This is a genomic window from Paenibacillus vulneris, assembly GCF_039543185.1.
Taxonomy (GTDB): Bacteria; Bacillota; Bacilli; order Paenibacillales; family NBRC-103111; genus Paenibacillus_S; species Paenibacillus_S vulneris.
Genome location: NZ_BAABJG010000023.1, coordinates 32,614 through 50,359 on the forward strand (window position 1 = coordinate 32,614; position 17,746 = coordinate 50,359).

The following is a 17,746-nucleotide window of genomic DNA, read 5'->3' on the forward strand; positions in this document are numbered from 1 at the left end:
ATCTTCTGGCGATACAAAATAAAATAGCAAAAAGACCAAAAGCAATCCGTCCTCAAGAACGGAATCTGATGGTCTAATGCTGCTGGTGTTCACCAAATTCGAATTCACAACACGCACATTATTTGATTTCGTGATAAGTCCCGCTCCGCATTTCGTAGAACAGGCCCTTGTCCCGCCTATAGGCCCGGATTAGAAGATGGATTACGAACATCACATCCATACATGCTACCGCTAATAAAAGAGGCAAGAAGTAGAGGGGCTGCAGCTGCTGGACTGCGGCAAAAGCAACACAACCGTTTGCACCGCCGATAACAAAATATAACAGTCCGTAGCGTATCAGCAGCTCATTGAACTTGATGTCCTCCCCCCGGCCGCGAAGACGGATGCGAACGAAATATTTACCCGCAGTAAAGCCGTTCGTCAGGTAAGGAAGCACAATAAAATAGCCAAAGATCAGAGCGGCAAAATAGACCGGTTCTCCGATATATAATAAATACATTGCAAATGGGACAAGAAGTACCCAATCGGTCTGAAATGCGATAAACCGCCGCACGAATCCGACCCGCATAGCCTTCAAGTCCACGTCGTCATCCAGCTGATCCAGTGATGGCAAGAGTCTCGACATCAGTACGGCAATAGCGCCGCCTATGGCCCCTCCGGCTGTATTCAGCATCAGATCGTCCACATCAAACAGACGGTACGGGCAATCATAGATGCCGTATAATCCCGTCCACTGCGTCCATTCGAAAAATAGCGATAATCCGAACGCCGCGGCGCATGTAAACACCCATTTGAATCGAAAGTAATACCGGATCACAAACCCGAAAGGCACCAGCAGCAAGATGTTAAAAACGACCTGCCAGAACGCCCTCTCCCTGATGACTCCGATATAGGTTGCCGGTTCATCCAGACGGATACGCGTTTCCTTCAAGAAGTCCTGCACGAATCGAAATGGTGTCCACTGCGTATAGGTATCCCCGGACCCTGTACACGTATGTATGGTATCGGGTAGCGGCAAAATGACCAAGTAATACGCCGTTAACAGGTAAAGCAGGAAGGAATACAGCACGACACCGCGGAAACGATGAACATAGCCATATACCCGGTACTGTATAATCAAAAACGGCAGAGTGAAAAAAAAGGCGACAACCGGAAAGGTTAACAGCGCATAACGGATGGGAAACAAGTAGGATTCGATCATAAAAAGTCAACACCTGATGAATTAGATTCGCTACGAAATAAGCTTCCCCTAGTTTACGTTGTTATGCCAAAACTATGAACCGTCCTCAGCCCGGTATCATCCTCGACTTAAGTCCTGTATAACGCAGCTAAAATGTCGGGCCGATCCGCCAAATACCGAAATCGTGCTGCTTCAAAATTTCCGATTTGGTCAGCTTGCCGGAGCAAACCTCAATAATTTCTTCAAAGATCCGGTCGCCGACCGATTCAATCGTCTCCGTTCCTTCAATAATCGTTCCGGCGTTCAAATCGATATTATCATTCATTTTTTCATAGATGGATGTGTTCGTTGAAATCTTGATTACCGGCGCAATCGGTGAGCCTGTAGGAGTCCCCCTCCCTGTGGTAAACAATACGATCTGTGCGCCGCCTGCAACCATACCTGTCAATTGCTCAATATCATGGCCCGGCGTGTCCATCCATACTAATCCCTTCCGGCTCGGTCTCTCGGCATAATCGATGAGCTCCTGCAAAGGTCTTGTCCCCGATTTGTTGGAGGCACCGAGCGACTTCTCTTCCAAAGAGCTTAGCCCGCCCTTGATGTTGCCCGGACTTGGATTGCCGGTGCGAATGTCCACATTCATCGAGAACGCCCTCTTCTCCATTGCTTCGATAACCTGGTATACTCTTTTGGCTACGTGATCGTCAACGGCCCGTCTGGCTAACAAATGCTCTGCGCCGATGAGCTCCGTCGTCTCTGCGAGAATAGAGGTCCCACCGTGATCGACTATTTTGTCACTGCACACACCGACAGCCGGATTAGCGGATAGTCCGGAGCAAGCATCCGAGCCCCCGCATTCGGTGCCGACAATCAATTCCCCGAAGTCGCATTCTACCCTTCGTTCCCTCGATGCCTCCTGCACCATTCTAGCTGCCGCTCTTGCCGCCTCGGCTACCGTGAACAAAGTGCCTCCGTGGTCCTGAATGGAAACCACCTCGACAGGCTTGCCGGTCTTGCGTACCTCGGAAGCAACGCTTCGGGCCTGATGCGTTTCACAGCCTAGCCCCAATACGATGACACCGTATACATTAGGATTTGCAGCCATTCCTACATACGTGCGGAACGTTTGCTCATAATCGATGCCGACTTGAGCACAGCCGTGCTGATGAATAAACGTAACGGTTCCCTGAACCAGTTCCGTTACTCTTTGTGCGGTCTGGGTCGCACATACGATCGTCGGTAAAATCAATACATGATTGCGGACGCCAACCCGTCCGTCTGGGCGCCTATACCCCCAAAAGCTTCGGGAGCTTGTATTAGATTGCGGCATGCTGATCCCCTCTTCCCCTTTTTCCTTCCAGATTATGTACATGCACATGCTCACCGGCTTGAATATCTCTTGTAGCGGCTCCAATGACTTCACCGTACTTGAGTATGTCTCCTCCGGCTTCAATAGGTGTGACCGCAAACTTGTGGCCAAATTCTATCGGCTCCAGCAGCAGTACCGGGAAGGTTCGATCCTGACAGGTTACGGTCAACTCCGCCCCCTTAGGAATATTCGACAGAGCGACAGCAACGTTATCACTTGGCTTCATCATCACCGTATGGTACGACAATGGACATTCCCCCTTGAATCAAATTGTAAAGTGATTGCGCTTGCATATTACATTCGAGACGGGTACATCCTATTCCTACCACATGGAATAAATTCCTTTTTCAACCTTTTTTCAGCGCAAAAAAAAAGCAGCCGGACTTGTTCGTCCAACCGCTTCTATTTACCCTACTCTCCAATGGGAATACACATATTCCATGTTTTCGTCGCCTTTTGGAAACCGCCAGGGCCATTGGCTACGGCTGCAAACAAATGGGTCGGCTTGCCGTCCTGGAACAGCAGGAACGGCCTCTCCAGACTGCCCATCGTTTGGACGGTACCGTCCTCCCATGTGATCGTTCGGGAATAAGCTTTAGGCCGTTCGCAGAACGCCCACTGCTTGCCATCCTCGGAGAACGCATGTATACCGCCGTGCTTCTCTCCGCCGATATTTCCATCCATATCTTTGGCAATGAGCTCATAGCCCGATTCCGTTTTCCAAATGAACGGATCCTCAATATGGAACTTCTCTGGCGAGAACAACGGCTCATCCAGACTCCGTTCGTAAGGGCCGCTGAAATGATCGGCATAAGCCACGCCAATCGTCATTTTGCCATGTACATTTCCTTCATAGCGTCTTGCTTTATAGACCAGCAAAACGGACCCATCCTTATGGACGCACGGCGCGGGGTTTGACGTCAGGAAGCTGTCGAACCTGCCGGGGCGAGTTGGAAGCAGCGGGGCATCCGAACGTTCCCATGGGCCGAACACGCTTTTGGATACGGCCAGTCCCACTCGCTTATTCGCACGGCCAACGATACAACGAGGATCGTCAAGGCCTATGGTTTCACCCGGAACCGGCTCCGGCAGCGGATGGGTGGAGCCCATATAATACAGCAAATACGTATCTCCGCATTTGGTAATATGAGGATTATGCGTACTGCGTCCGTCCCAATACTGGGCTCCCCTTGCAGGCAAAACCACCTCCTGGAACTCGTACGGTCCTTCCGGCGTGTCCGAAACCGCGCGCACAACTTCAGAGCCCATAATCCAGCCGGGGTGCATAGGCAGCGTCTGCGGCCAGCGGGATGCGAACATATGGAAGCGTCCGTCCTCTCCTTTCACCACGGAACCGCACCATACCCAATAACCATCCATACGGAAACCGCCGTTGAGCGGGGCCGGCTTCAGTTTTTCGCTTAAATTCTCAAATGTTAAGGACATTGATTTCTCTCCTTTATCTATCTGTTTTTTTGTTCACTGGGACTCTTGCATCATCTAACTAACTCCTGCTATTTTCATTTAAGCATATAGGACCCTCTAAGCCTATAGAAAATCCCGATCCATTTAAGCACAAAATCAGTATTAAGTTTGGTTACGCTACATTCAATTTATATTGATTTTATTGAATTCTTATGGATACAATATGGGGACATACGTATTATTATACGCTTTCAATTCTGTTGTGCAGGTGATAAATATGGACTGCTTGGAGCTGCGGATACCGCCGATGCCCCATCTAATGACGGTCGGCTTCTCGAAGCCAGTGAAGGGCACGGTTCACTACGAAAGAAGCTTCCCCTTATATGACATCATTTTGGTAAAAAAAGGCGCGTTTTATATGACGGAAGATCATATCGAGTACGAAATCCCGGAGAATGGCATGCTGATATTGGAGCCTAACCGCAGACATTGGGGACACCAGCCCAGCCCGGAGGGAACCGAGGTGTATTATTTGCACTTAATGCATGAGCCTCCGCTGCGTACCGTTGCAGCCAATGAGGTTCAATGGACCGCCGTCTCTCCTTCTCCCACCTACCGGGATTTGGAGCCCGGCATTCAGTTGATGTATCTGCCCAAATTCGGACCAATAGAGACGGGTGAGTTGTTTCCATTGCTGGATCAAATGCTGATGCTGAAAAATCGCTTTTCGTTGGAAAATCAGCTGCCGCTTCAAGCGCTGCTCGGGCAATTTTTCGTCGCTCTGCAAAAAAACCTGAGAACCCAAACCATCTCAAGAAGCCAGAAGCTTAGCGAGCAGATCATTAACTACCTCTATATGTCCAGCGATAGGCCGTTCCGGCTGGATGACCTGTCGGGACATTTCAATTTTCACATCGATTACCTGTCCAAATGCTTGAAGAAGCATACCGGCTTGACGCCGCTGCAATATGCGAACCGAATCAAGATCGAGCGGGCCAAGTTGTTGCTTCACAATACGGATTTGCCGCTTAAGGAGATCGTTATGCAGGTCGGGTTCACCGATTACAATTATTTTTTGCGCATGTTCAGGCAGCATACGGGCATCTCGCCGGCAAAATATCGTTCAGGCTATTTGCACAGCCTTTCTTAACAAGTTCAAGCCCTATGCTGGGAGCAGTATACCAAAAAAAGCGCACTCCTGATCCATCAGATCAGATAGTGCGCTTTAGCTATTTATCCAAGGACGACACGGTCGTCTACAAATTTTTCTCCGCGAATGCGCTCGAATTCCCTGAGCAGCCGTTCTACGGTCAGGCCCTTCTTCTCTTCCTCCGGCACATCCAGAATGATTTTGCCTTTGTCCATCATAATCAACCGGTTGCCGAGACGGATAGCCTGCTCCATGTTATGAGTCACCATAAGAGTCGTTAAGTGCATTTCCTGCACGATCTGCTGTGTTAATCTCGTGATCAGTTCGGCACGGGACGGGTCCAATGCGGCCGTATGCTCATCGAGCAGCAAAATGCGCGGCTCCGTGAAGGTTGCCATCAGCAAGCTCAGCGCTTGCCGCTCACCGCCTGAGAGCAGGCCCACCTTCGCATTCATCCGGTTTTCCAGATTCAGGCCCAGTCGGCTCAGCTGCTCCGCGAACATCGCCTTTTTCTTGGAGGTGACGCCGAAGCCAAGCCCTCTTGTTTTGTTCCTTGCATAAGCAATCGCCATGTTCTCCTGAATCGTCATGGTTGGAGCCGTTCCCGCCATCGGGTCCTGAAAGACCCGTCCGATCCATTTGGCCCGTTTGTGCTCAGGTACGTTTTCCACGGCTTGACCGGCGATCTTGACCGTGCCTTTGTCCGGTATCATAACACCGGAAATGATGTTCATTAACGTCGACTTACCCGCACCATTGCTCCCAATGACGGTAACGAAGTCGCCTTCCTTCATATTCAGCTGAATATTGGACAGAGCCACCTTCTCATCCGGGGTTCCGGGATTAAACAGCTTTGACACTTTTTCCAGATTAAGCATGATGTCACTCTCCCTCCAGCTGGCTGGTCCGCTTCCGAATGAGCGCCTTTTGTTTAAACCGTTTACGGACCATAGGCAGTGCCAACGCAACAATAACGATAAGTGCCGTCATCAGCTTCATGTCCGTAGCTTCCAGTCCGACCCGAAGCGCCAATGCGACGATCAAGCGGTACAGCACCGCTCCAAGAACTACCGATAATGTCGCCCATATGACCGTACGGGCACCGAACAATGCTTCCCCGATAATGACGGATGCCAAGCCGATAACGATCATCCCTACGCCCATCGTAATTTCGGCAAAGGCCGAATATTGAGCGACCAAAGCACCGGATAAGGCGACAAGTCCGTTCGATAAGCTGACACCAACAATGATCGTGGAGTCTGTGTTGACCCCAAAGCTTCGGATCATTCGCTGATTATCGCCGGTAGCCCTGAGCGAAAGCCCAAGATCCGTATAAAGGAACCAATCCAGCGCGAGCTTCACGATGATAACGACAAACGGCATGACGTACAGTACATTGACTCCTGTAAGCAGCGTGTCCTCGCCAAGCAGAGGAATGTTGGATTTCCCCATAATGCGGAGATTGATAGAGTACAAGGCGATCATCATCAATATCCCTGCGAGCAAGGAGTTGATCTTCGCTTTGGTATGCAGCAAGCCGGTACAGGCACCGGCAAGGACGCCTCCGACAAAAGCCAGGACCGTCGCCAACAGCGGCGATGATCCCCCTGCGATCATGACCGAAGCAATCGCGCCGCCGGTAGTGAAGCTGCCGTCTACCGTCAGATCGGGAAAATCCAGTATCCGGAATGTAATATATACTCCCAGAGCCATGATAGCATAAATTAAACCGAGTTCGACCGAACTCCAGAAAGCATCCATGTTTCCAGCCTCCAATAAAGAATGAAAAGCGACCTTGCAATGAAACAGCGAAGGTCACTCTAAAGCGTTATTATTTCGCAGTACCGTTCAACAAATTGTTTTTATCTTGCATTTTATTCTTGATAGCGTCTGTAATTTCGACCCCTTGCTGCTTGGCTGCAGCCTGGTTGATGATCAGGTCGAGCTTGTCAGGGAAAGTGACCTTCATATCGCCTGGTTTTGCACCGTTCTTCAATATCTCTACAGCCATTTTACCGGCTTGGTAGCCGTGGTCGTAGTATTTGAAGCCGTAGGTGGCCACTGCTCCTTTTTCCACCGTATCGCGGTCAGCAGAGAACAAAGGAATTTTTTTGTCATTAGCCACTTTAATAATGGACTCCACGGCGCTGATGACTGTGTTATCCAATGTGGTATAGAATGCGTCAACCCGGCCTGCCAAAGACTCGGCGGCTTGCTTGACCTCAGAGCTGTTCGCTACAGCAGCTTTGATCACCTTGATATTATGCTTGGCAAGCTGAGCTTCTGCCGTTTTCAGCATGACGACTGCATTCGGCTCACCTTCGTTGATCACGACGCCGACTGTTTTTACTTTAGGGAAGTCGGATGCGATCAGATCCATCAGCTTGGTGATCGATTCAGGGTTCGTGTCCGCGGCACCGGTTACATTACCGCCCGGCTGATCCAACGATTTCACCAGCTTAGCCCCCACGGGGTCGGTTATAGCGGCGAATAATACCGGAGCATCCTTCACGTTCTGAACAACCGCTTGAGCGGAAGGCGTTGCAATAGCAAGCACGAGATCCTTTTTATCCGCGGCAAATTTTTGAGCAATGGTTAAATTGGTAGTCGGATCACCCTGTGCATTTTTATAATCAAGCTGCATCGTTTCTTTGTCAACATATCCCGCTTCCTTCAACGCGGCCAGAAAGCCTTCACGCGTCGCGTTCAACGAAGGATGCTCGACGATTTGGGAAATTCCGATTTTCACTACTTTTTTACTAGGTGTTGATGCTCCTCCGGCGTTGTCATTGGCTGGCGCAGCAGGTTTGGACCCACAGCCCGCCGCAAAAATCAACGGTACGGCAACGAGCAAGGAAAGAAGCTTGGCTGATTTCATTATTAGACCCTCCTATGTATAGGTAGAAAGCTTTAAAGCGTTAATGCTATCTTATTACGGTAGGACGGGTCCGTCAATGATTTCTCATTCATTTACATTTATTTACTTTTCGTTCGTAGGCATCCTACTCTGCGTAATGAATGCCGATGAACTTCATTTCCGTCATTTCTTCCAAGGCATATCGTATGCCTTCCTTGCCGGTTCCGCTCAGCTTGACGCCGCCATAAGGCTGATTATCCTGACGGTAGGTTGAAATTTCATTAATCCAGACGCCGCCGGTATCCAACTGATCGGCTATCCGCAGGGCGCGGCTGATATTCCTTGTGAATACTCCCGCCTGCAAGCCATAGTCAGAGTCATTGGCTAAGCGTATGCCCTCTTCTTCCGTATCAAACGGAAGCACCGATACAATAGGAGCAAAGACCTCCTGGCACATAACCTTCATGTCATGGGTGACTCCGGTAAGAACCGTCGGCTGCAGCATGGTTCCCTTACGCTTCCCTCCTGTCAGGACCGTTGCTCCTTGGGACTCCGCTTCTCTGATCCATTGCTCCGCACGAAGGGCCGCCTCTTCAGTAATCATAGGTCCGAGGTCGGTTACCTCCTGCAGCGGATCACCAGAAACAAGCTGCTCCACCATCGGAATATAGCGCTCCAAAAATGACGGATAAACGGCACGCTGAACATAAATGCGCTGAGCGGAGATGCAAACTTGGCCGGCGAAGGCAAATGCTCCTTTTACGAGGCTGCGCGCCGCTTTATCCAGGTCTCCGTCCTCGAAAATAAGGTTCGGGGAATTGGAGCCGAGCTCCAGCGTCACTTTCTTTAAGCCTGCCATCTGTTTAATGCTTAAGCCGACCTGTGAGCTTCCGGTAAAAGTAACCTTTTGGACCAGCGGGTTCGTAACAAGTGTTGGCACCAGCTCTGCTCCGGCCCCCTGAATCACATTCAATGCTCCAGAGGGAAGCCCGGCTTCCTCAAAGAGCTTGGCGAGCATAACCGCAGAGAACGGAGTCTTCTCCGAGGGCTTCAGCACGACTGTGTTGCCCGCCGCGATAGCCGGCGCCAGCTTATGCAAGACAAGGTTCAACGGAAAGTTGAACGGAGTAATTGCCGCCACGACACCGATCGGATATCGGCGTACCATCCCCAGCCGCTGTTCCCCGCCGATGGCGGCATCCATTGGAACAAGCTCGCCATGCATCGTCTTGGCCTCGTCGGAAGCGAACCGAAGCAGCTGTACCGCGCGGCCGACTTCTGCTCGCCCGTCACGGATCGGCTTACCCGCTTCCTTGGCCAGCATAATGGCATATGCTTCCGTCCGAGCCTCCAGGAGATCTGATGCCTTCCGTAATATTTCAGCCCGGCGGTAGGCGGGCATGGTTTTCATCACAGAGTGAAATACTTGGTGCGCCGCAGTAACAGCCGCTTCGACGTCCTCCTTCGATGCATATTCGATGGTTCCGATAGCTTCACCTGTATACGGATTTTTCACGTTATGAACGCTGCTATCCTTTCCGATAACCTCTTTTCCATTAATGATAGAACCTGCTCGCAGCATGGAACTCACAACCGGCACTCTCCTTTTTTTCATCTGGTCATGTATAAAAGCCCTCCTTCCGAAGAACAAGCTATCGGACGAAGAGCTTTCGGGCTACTATCAAGATTTCAGGAACGGAGATTTTATCCCCGCGGCAAGCTTTTCCAGCGACTTTTGAACCCGGCTGACACGGGTCTCCTCCCGCTTCGCATCCGTAATCCAACGAACATATTCTTTACGGTGCGTGAAGGATAATCCGTCAAAAAAAGCTTTGATCTCCGGTTTGCTCTCCAGCTCTGCTTGGAAATCCTCCGGAATTTCCAGTACCCGGGACTTTGGTTTAGCCGTTGTTGCCGTTTGCCGGCTTCTCTGCTCCCTGCGCGGACTTGTGCTCTGAACCAGCTCTGCCGGACGAAACCTCATGGCGGACCAAGTATCGTCAATGGATATCAAGGCAATGCCTTCGAAGCCGGCTCCGTGAATCGTTTCCCAGCCGGAGTCCCGGTTAAGATCCGTTTTGATTTTAGAGCTTTTCTTGGGATATGAAATCCAGAAAAGCCCGTCCTGTTTGACGGCTTTGGCCGCTTCAGGACCTAGGGCATTCAGCTCGTCCACATTGCTTGCGAACAGATGTACGAAATCATATTCTCCAGACGGCTGTAAATCCAGGCTCGTATCGTCCGGAAGGGGGGATATTCTTTCCAGATAACCGTCCGGAGCGTTCATAATCAGGATTCGTTCAGCGTTCTGCAGCTTTAATTTTTTGACTAGATCGGCTTCCATGTTTATGCTGACTCCTTTTACAAGACAATTGGATACCCTTAGTATAGCACAGAGCTGCTTATCCCCCTATCTTAACCAAACAATCACGTCTGCGCCAAAGAACCGTCTCTTCTTCTTATTTAAAATAAATATCGGCCCAAAGCATCCATCAGCACCCGGTCAGCAGTTGTTTGGATCCGAAGCTAGCATTCCCGCTGCACGGTTAAGCAAGTCATCTGCCAATTTCTTATTGCTCTCCAGATACATATAAGATTGCGGCGGGGTAAAGCCATACTTGTCCCGCAGCTCCTGTAAGGCGATGGGTTGAAATTCACAAATAGACCTTATGGGTATGGCGTAGCCCTTGTCCAGCCCCTTCAAATAAGAGGTTATCCCCTGCCCCCATCCGGGGTGTTCCCGTTCAGCAATAGCAGCTATACGAGCTGCCGAATCGATGATCGGGGTTCCGAATTCTATAATTCCACGAAGCTCCTTGACCGGCGAGCTCACATAGATAAAAGCGGTTACGGCTTCCTTGAGAAATGCTCTGCGATATTCAAACTTTTTGATTCCCTTCAGAATCTCATTGTAAGGCTTCGGTTGTAAGCTCAGAATGATTCTTCGCTTGTTCCGTTCATCATGGGCGTTCACTCAAGCTGCTCCTTTCCCGGTACAAAAATATGGATAATGACATCAACTTCCTCCTATTATATCGGATTATGAAAATTATGGTAAATGGAAAGCGAAAAGCGAACGAAGCCAGGAACCTACTTGTCCGCCTATCGTATGGTAATAAACCTATGCTTAACTTTCCATATCAGTATGTTACTCTGCTGCGGTTTTAACTGCCTGTCTGCAATATGCAGCAACTTCGTTAGGCAAAAAGGCCGTCCCGTCATATTTTAACAGGGAGCTGACACCTGAAGTCCTGCCGGTATGCAGACGAATTAGTGATGCCAACTGTCCGGTAGCGTTGTGCTCCACAATAACGACCTTAGCAGCCTTCATAAGATAAGGACGAAGCGCCTCCGTCGGGAACGGATGCAGCAGCCTGACCGTGATGCGGTTCGTTCGAATCCCTTCTATGCTCAGCTTCCTTCTGGCCTCATCCATGACGCCTATCGTCGAACCCATCCCGATGATAAGCAAATCCGGCTCCAGATACGGTGCATCGGCAGTCAGAGGATGCCGGATCGCAATATGCTTCATCTTTTGCATCCGTTTGTCCATCATTTTCTTCCGGTTATCAGCGCTCTCTGACGCACGCCCGTGCTCATCATGTTCGACCCCGGTTACATGGTGGATTCCCCGCTTCGCGCCTGGCATGGCTCTCGGGGATATCCCATCCGGGGTGATTTCATACCTGCGGAATGAACTGGACTCTTCCTTTTGTCCCGAGGGTCCCCTTGCTTCTTCCAGCTTCGTTTCGTCCATCCAAACTCCACGATCAACTTGGAGCCGCGAATAATCGAAACACTCCGCCGTTTGCTTGCCCATGGAAAGCTGGAGATCCGTCAGCACGATGACCGGACATTGATACCGTTCAGCCAGATTGAACGCCTCGACTGTATCATAGAAGCATTCCTCAATGGTGCTTGGAGCAAGCACAATTTTGGGGACTTCCCCATGCGTTCCATGAATCATCGCCAAAACATCGCTTTGCTCTTGCTTGGTAGGAAGTCCGGTGCTGGGGCCTCCTCGCTGCGTATCTATGATAACCACCGGTGTTTCCGTCATTCCCGCAAGACCGATTCCCTCCATCATCAGAGATAATCCTGGCCCAGCAGAAGCGGTACAGGCTCTGACCCCGCCATAATTCGCCCCAATGGCCATTGTCACGGCGGCAATCTCATCTTCCGTTTGAATCACCGCGCCGCCAAAGGACGGCAAGTGCTTCATTAAGTACTCCATGATCTCGGTAGCAGGAGTAATCGGATAAGCGGGCATAAAACGGCAGCCTGCAGCAAGGGCCCCAAGACCTATAGCATCGTTGCCGATGAGAAACAGCTTCTCCTTCCCGTCTGCTGGTGCCAGTCGGAATGCCTCTAGCGGGCCTCCGGTAAGAGCCAACGCACTTTCCGCTCCTTTTTTCGCAGCCTCGATATTTTTCTGAACCACAGCTTCCCCCTTAACGGCAAATTGCCGGGCTATTGCGCTATAGAGTAATGACATCGGGAGGCCAAGAAGCGCCCATGACGCGCCGGATGCAGCCATATTTTTAAACAGCGCGGATCCGGCCTCCTGGGCAATCCGGGTGATCGGTATTGGCAGCAAGCTGGCTTCCACTCCGCTAGGAAGAACGGGCTTCCATAACTCGTCCGCAATCACGATCCCTCCTCGCACTAACTCCCTTGCATTCCAGTCTATCGTCTCCTGATCCAACGCAACGAGAATGTCCAAATCATCGGCGACGGACCGGATAGGCTTGGTACTAATCCGAATATTGTTGTTGGCATGACCACCCAAGATTCGCGATGAAAAATGGCGATAGCTGTACAAATAATACCCTAGCCGCGCCAAAGCGCTCGAAAACACCTTATCCGTGCTCTCCATCCCTTGTCCTTGCTGCCCTCCGACTTTCCAAGCCAGCTGTTCCCTCATGCATGCGCACTCCTTTTGGGTTCATATGGATTACACTTCCATTTTATGGAGTGGATGACAAAAGAAACAGAATCCGTTTTCGCTAATTTTGATCTAATTTTGATATTGATATCTTTAATTTCAATCTATTATTGTTATAGTTAATTCAAAAACCCGCTTCTTTCCGAACAAAAATAAAAACGCCAAGAGCTACCTCCTGGCGTTGGGTTTATCGAACCACCAATAGCATTTTCCGATGCACTTTCATTCCATTCATTCTACTCATGCATCGAGGTTTTCACATATTGAATGTAAAAGACGGCCTCCTCCACGGGATCATCTGCTCCATGAAGATCATCAAAATCCAAAGGGGAATCCATATTCGGCTCCTTCCTGCAGGCCCCCGTTCGAAGCACAAGGCGTTCTACCGTCAAAACGGGAGCGAAGAAGCCGAACGACTTGCGAAAGTCTCCTATGATCAGCTCATACTTTTGCCTGACCGTATCAATATCCATTCTTATCTCATACCAGGTATCCGGGCAGTAAGCCATGACTTTATGCAAGCCCCCGTGCTGTGCCTTGATCCAGCCGTCCGCATCCAGAATCAGGCGAAGCGGAAATGTTCCCTTGTAATCACACACTTCGATTTGTAATGACCCGTTAGCGGACTGAGCAGCGAGCAGCTTGAATTGAATGCATACCTTTCGGCTTTCGGGAAACACACGAACCGCCTTGCAGTAATCGTAGGGGTCCATGTTATGCAGTCTTAGGCTCTTATTGTCTGCCGAAGGGAAGGGCTCTATCTTAACCTGCGCCCATTGGCAGCTGTAGATGTTCCAGCCTTCGACATAGCCGCCTGCAGGCAAATCATCAAAGATATCCTGAACCGGTTGTTCTACACGAAGCTTTACGGGAACGGGCACGCGGCTTACCCATATGTCTTCTTTATTCACGCTATAAGTTAACCACATATCACGGCCTGTCGGAGTCCGATTGCCCGCCTCGATCCCCCGGATATACTGCGGACCGTAATCTTTGTAGTGGCCGGAGTAACGCATCGGAGATACCTCGCCATGAATAGCCGCCATCTGATCGAATCTCACTCCGTCCTCGCTTGTGACAATGGCTAACGGCCAGCGGTATTTGCCGGTAGGCGTCGGGTTGTATATAAGCGCATACTTGCCGTCTCCCGTTTGCTGACCCCAGACCTTGGCACCGGCCATGATGAAAGAAGGAACATCCTGCAGCTTCGACCATGTCTTCCCTTCATCTTCGGTCACAGCAGCCTTGGATGATTTGAATACCGCGATAACTCTCCCGTCGGGCAGCCGGTAAGTGGAGGGGGCTTTGCCCCCTGTGATCGTATAAAACCCATCCGGGCTTCGATCTTCCTCCCACCACTGCATAGTGACCAGCTTATCGGAGAGCAATGCTTCACAGGCCTCAATGAATGCCGGATCTTCAGACATCCTGTAGTACGGGAATCCGGTATTCGTCTCGTTCCAGCCTGCGTGAAGATTATATCGCAAGAAATAAACCGGCCCCCAATTCCCTTCCCGATCGATTTCTCTAACCACACGGCCCATCCCGTTGCCATCGTTCGGATGGACGCGGTACGTTGGACAAATGCCATAAAATCCAAGCACTAGAAGCTTGCCGTTCGGCGCTTCATAAAAGCCCATCCGTTGATGCATCACCGCGTAACTGTCAGGAGGAAGCTCGGGGGCATTCGGGTTCTGGTAGACGCCGGCCGGAATCGGTATAGCCGGAAATACAACCTTCGGCTTAGCCCAACGAACGCCGTCTTCCGAAGTGGTCAGCAGCGTATGTCCGGGCGGAACATGCTCCGATTTCGGATTGCTTAGATAGATCAAATGAAATTTGCCGTTCCAGTGAGCCAGCATGGGAGCATGATTATATGTCCAGCCCCAATCGTCGGCTAGCTCCGGCCGGGTACGATTGGCCCGAAGGATCTGATAATTATGCGTACCGACAACCGGTCTGAGCTGACCGTCATGATAATCCGTGTTGGCTGCCTGCCCGCCGACGTAGCGGATGAGTTCGTTTGGCTCCATCATATCTCTCCCTCGTTCTAATGGTTAGGTTACAACTGCAACGCATTAATTTTTATTTTTTTGTATGGATTGATTGGCCAGCTCCTCCGCTTTACGGACCATCGTATTTATGTCCAGCTTTTTATTCACCAGCTCTCTCAATGCTACCTTGTCTATTCCATCCTCGATAACATATTCATCGTATTTGGTGGTCGGGCCTGAGGGAGCGAACGGGTTATAATAAATGGCCTTCAAGTTTTTATCCTTATCCGCCGTTTCCTGTCCGATCACATTTTGAATGTCAGGATTGTTAAGTGCCGTCAGGAACCCTTGCTTGGACAACTCCATCTGGAATTCGTCCGAAGTTAAATATTGAATGATCTTCATCGATTCGTCCTTATGCTTGCTGAACGCAGGAATCCCTAAATACGTATACATGATCTGCGGCCCGACACGCGGAGCATCGCTGAAGCTGGGAACGGAGACCATATCCCACTTCATGTCTCTCATTTCCTTAACGCCTTGATGCATATCCGAGTCCGTTAAGTACATCGCCACGTCCTTGTTTTTATAAAATACATCCGAGCCCGGCCACTGGGTGCCGAACTTCCCTTCCATTCCTTCGATCCCACTGAATCTTTCGAATACGGTTTCGATGGTCTTTTTCCACTTGTCGTTATCGATCAGAGCCTTTTCTGTCTTCATATCGACAAATGGCAGGGAGTATTGATTTTTACGCAAATAGCTTTTGGTTTTAAGCCAGTACCCGTAATAAGGCTTATCGTCTACGCGGGTCAGCCTTTTGGCCAGCTCGTAGGTTTCTTCCCAGGTCATCCCATCCTTCGGATAAGGAACGCCGAAGCGATCGAAAATTTCTTTATTGTAATACAGCGCCATGCCGCTTCCGTAGACAGGAAGGCCATACAATCCGCCTGCAGACCGCATTTGCTCCAAACCGTTCTTGTCAAAACGGCTCAAGTCGATTTGATGCTTTTTCGCAAGATCCGTCATATCCATTTCGAGCTTGGCTCCGAGCAAATCTCTCGCATAGGTTCGCGCACTCTCCACGTAAATATCGAACGTTTGATTGCTGGCGATCATTTCAGGAAAGCTGAAGCCCGTCCCCTTCTGAATATACTTGATGGTATACTCCGGAAACTTCTTTCTTACCGCTTCGACGAACAAAGGCTCCTTGCCCGAGCTATAGAACGCGATCTCCACAGGAGCTTTCGCAATCCCTTCAGCCTCCTTGGGAGACTCCTCCGGTTCGGATATTCCTTGGCTCTTGGTACATGCGGAGGCGGACAACAAGACAGCGATCATCACCGTGGGCAACAGCGCTTTTTTCAACAACATAGGAATCCCCCTAATCATGAATATCGTCCGGTGACTCATTTTGACACCGATATTTTCTGGTTAGCAATTTCCTCTGCCTTTCTCAAACCGGAATTGAGATCTGTCAGTCCTTTCACCATATCCCTGAGCTGGGTTTTCTCGAGCCCGTCCTCCACTACAAATTCATCGTAGGCGGTAATCGGGGCGGTCGGTGCGAATTTATTGTAAAATACGGCCTGCATGTTCAGCTTCTTATCCTTGAAAGGAGTATTGGTCGCATAAGCCTGCTGCACCGCCGGACTTTTGAGTGAGGTCATAACGCCCAGCCTGGACATTTCCATCTGGTAGTCCTCGGAAGTCAACTGCCGGATCACCTCCATCGCCTGATCTTTTTTCTGGCTCATGGAAGTGATGCCCATATAGGTATAAGCTGCCTGTACCCCTACTTTTGGCTTATCTTTAAAGGTCGGCATAGACACCATGTCAAAATTCATCTTGCCGAGCGATTCTTGGGCGGCCATCAGCCAGCTGGACTGCATCACATACATGGCTAATTCCTGAGTAACGTTGAATGCATCGTGGCTTGGCCATGCCTTTATCGCTCTTTCCCTGAAGGCGGTAATGTCCGAGAACTTTTTAAAAATCGTATCAAAAAGCCGGTACCATTCCTCGCTGGTTACAGACGCCTTCTCCGTTTTGGGGTCCACTAACGCAAGAGACAATTGATTCGTCCTTAAGTAATGCTTGGGTGAGATCCAAAACCCGAGGTATTGCTTTTCACCGCTATTCGCCGTCAGCTTTTTGGCCAATTCGTATGTTTCTTCCCAGGTCATGCCGTCTACGGGATAGGGAACCCCCAATTTATCGAAAATATCCTTATTGTAATACATCACCATCGTATAATTGGATATCGGCAGACCGTATAAGCCTCCGGCCCCTTCCGGCGAAGTCATCTGGTTGATTCCTTCAGGTTCAAAACCACTGAGATCGATTTGATGCGATTTCACCAGATTCGACATGTCCAACGCTACATTGGAGGATATGTACTGCTGCTTTACAGAGCGGGCATTCGCTATATATAAATCAATATGGGTGCCGGAGCTTAACAAATGCTCCAGCCGGGAGCTTTCCGTTTGCGAGATGTGAGTGATTTTATACTGGGGCAGCTTCCTCTTCAGATATTCCCCGTACTTCTGGTTCCAGCCGTCCGGACTTTCCAGTGAAAAAACGGTCAGCTCCGTCGGTTCTTCCAGCTTCTTGCGCAGCTCATTACCGGAATCTTTCGGTTCTTCCGCGGCTCTATTGTCTTCACTGCATGCCGATGTTGCAGCTAGGACCGATACTGCAGAAAGAAGAATTGCACACTTTTTCCAAAAAACCACTGCTCTACCCACCCCTTTGAATGAAAATAAGTGACCTGACTGAAAATCATTCCTATCGGAAAGCAGATGGGCACCATTTATTTGTAAGCGT

The 17,746-nt window shown here is 50.1% G+C and carries 15 protein-coding genes; 1 reads left to right on the forward strand and 14 read right to left on the reverse strand.

Features of this window, described 5'->3' with window-relative positions:
- Positions 1 to 118: 118 nt before the first annotated feature.
- The 4 genes from ABEA66_RS21445 to ABEA66_RS21460 all read right to left on the reverse strand — a co-directional run bounded on the left by ABEA66_RS21445 (position 119) and on the right by ABEA66_RS21460 (position 3,995).
- Complete coding sequence (locus tag ABEA66_RS21445; RefSeq protein ID WP_079911860.1) at positions 119 to 1,201, reverse strand: VanZ family protein; 1,083 nt, start codon at positions 1,199 to 1,201, stop codon at positions 119 to 121.
- Positions 1,202 to 1,328: 127 nt separating this feature from the next.
- Complete coding sequence (locus ABEA66_RS21450) at positions 1,329 to 2,510, reverse strand: UxaA family hydrolase (protein WP_345590622.1); 1,182 nt, start codon at positions 2,508 to 2,510, stop codon at positions 1,329 to 1,331.
- Complete coding sequence (locus ABEA66_RS21455) at positions 2,497 to 2,778, reverse strand: UxaA family hydrolase (protein WP_225948168.1); 282 nt, start codon at positions 2,776 to 2,778, stop codon at positions 2,497 to 2,499. Before ABEA66_RS21455 ends, ABEA66_RS21450 begins: the two co-directional genes overlap by 14 nt.
- A 182-nt stretch (positions 2,779 to 2,960) precedes the next feature.
- A complete protein-coding gene (locus tag ABEA66_RS21460) occupies positions 2,961 to 3,995 on the reverse strand; it encodes a glycoside hydrolase family protein (RefSeq protein ID WP_345590623.1) in 1,035 nt (344 codons plus the stop codon).
- 256 nt (positions 3,996 to 4,251) lie between these two features.
- Here ABEA66_RS21460 and ABEA66_RS21465 point away from each other — a divergent pair, with 256 nt between their 5' ends.
- Positions 4,252 to 5,124 carry a helix-turn-helix transcriptional regulator gene (locus ABEA66_RS21465; RefSeq protein ID WP_345590624.1) on the forward strand — a complete coding sequence of 291 codons (873 nt, stop codon included), beginning with the start codon at positions 4,252 to 4,254 and terminating at the stop codon, positions 5,122 to 5,124.
- A gap of 83 nt (positions 5,125 to 5,207) precedes the next feature.
- Here the strand turns inward: ABEA66_RS21465 and ABEA66_RS21470 are convergent, their stop codons facing one another.
- The 10 genes from ABEA66_RS21470 to ABEA66_RS21515 form a co-directional block, all read right to left on the reverse strand.
- Positions 5,208 to 6,002: an ABC transporter ATP-binding protein gene (locus ABEA66_RS21470; RefSeq protein WP_079911865.1), complete on the reverse strand. Its 795-nt coding sequence runs from the start codon at positions 6,000 to 6,002 to the stop codon at positions 5,208 to 5,210.
- 4 nt (positions 6,003 to 6,006) lie between these two features.
- Positions 6,007 to 6,885, reverse strand: a complete 879-nt coding sequence (locus tag ABEA66_RS21475) for an ABC transporter permease (protein ID WP_345590625.1) — start codon at positions 6,883 to 6,885, stop codon at positions 6,007 to 6,009.
- Between the two features lie 70 nt (positions 6,886 to 6,955).
- On the reverse strand, positions 6,956 to 8,002 hold the full coding sequence (locus ABEA66_RS21480; RefSeq protein ID WP_345590627.1) for an ABC transporter substrate-binding protein: 1,047 nt from the start codon (positions 8,000 to 8,002) through the stop codon (positions 6,956 to 6,958).
- A gap of 124 nt (positions 8,003 to 8,126) precedes the next feature.
- Positions 8,127 to 9,563, reverse strand: coding sequence for an aldehyde dehydrogenase family protein (locus ABEA66_RS21485; RefSeq protein WP_345590706.1), 1,437 nt, complete (start codon positions 9,561 to 9,563; stop codon positions 8,127 to 8,129).
- A 99-nt stretch (positions 9,564 to 9,662) separates the two neighbouring features.
- Positions 9,663 to 10,325 carry a YdeI/OmpD-associated family protein gene (locus ABEA66_RS21490; protein ID WP_345590629.1) on the reverse strand — a complete coding sequence of 221 codons (663 nt, stop codon included), beginning with the start codon at positions 10,323 to 10,325 and terminating at the stop codon, positions 9,663 to 9,665.
- Positions 10,326 to 10,484: 159 nt separating this feature from the next.
- Complete coding sequence (locus ABEA66_RS21495; RefSeq protein ID WP_345590631.1) at positions 10,485 to 10,955, reverse strand: hypothetical protein; 471 nt, start codon at positions 10,953 to 10,955, stop codon at positions 10,485 to 10,487.
- Positions 10,956 to 11,129: 174 nt separating this feature from the next.
- Complete coding sequence (locus tag ABEA66_RS21500; protein WP_345590633.1) at positions 11,130 to 12,905, reverse strand: 2-oxoacid:acceptor oxidoreductase subunit alpha; 1,776 nt, start codon at positions 12,903 to 12,905, stop codon at positions 11,130 to 11,132.
- A gap of 257 nt (positions 12,906 to 13,162) precedes the next feature.
- Complete coding sequence (locus ABEA66_RS21505) at positions 13,163 to 14,962, reverse strand: exo-alpha-sialidase (protein WP_345590635.1); 1,800 nt, start codon at positions 14,960 to 14,962, stop codon at positions 13,163 to 13,165.
- A 42-nt stretch (positions 14,963 to 15,004) separates the two neighbouring features.
- Positions 15,005 to 16,294: an ABC transporter substrate-binding protein gene (locus tag ABEA66_RS21510; protein WP_345590637.1), complete on the reverse strand. Its 1,290-nt coding sequence runs from the start codon at positions 16,292 to 16,294 to the stop codon at positions 15,005 to 15,007.
- Positions 16,295 to 16,329: 35 nt separating this feature from the next.
- Complete coding sequence (locus ABEA66_RS21515) at positions 16,330 to 17,655, reverse strand: ABC transporter substrate-binding protein (RefSeq protein ID WP_345590639.1); 1,326 nt, start codon at positions 17,653 to 17,655, stop codon at positions 16,330 to 16,332.
- Positions 17,656 to 17,746 lie beyond the last annotated feature (91 nt).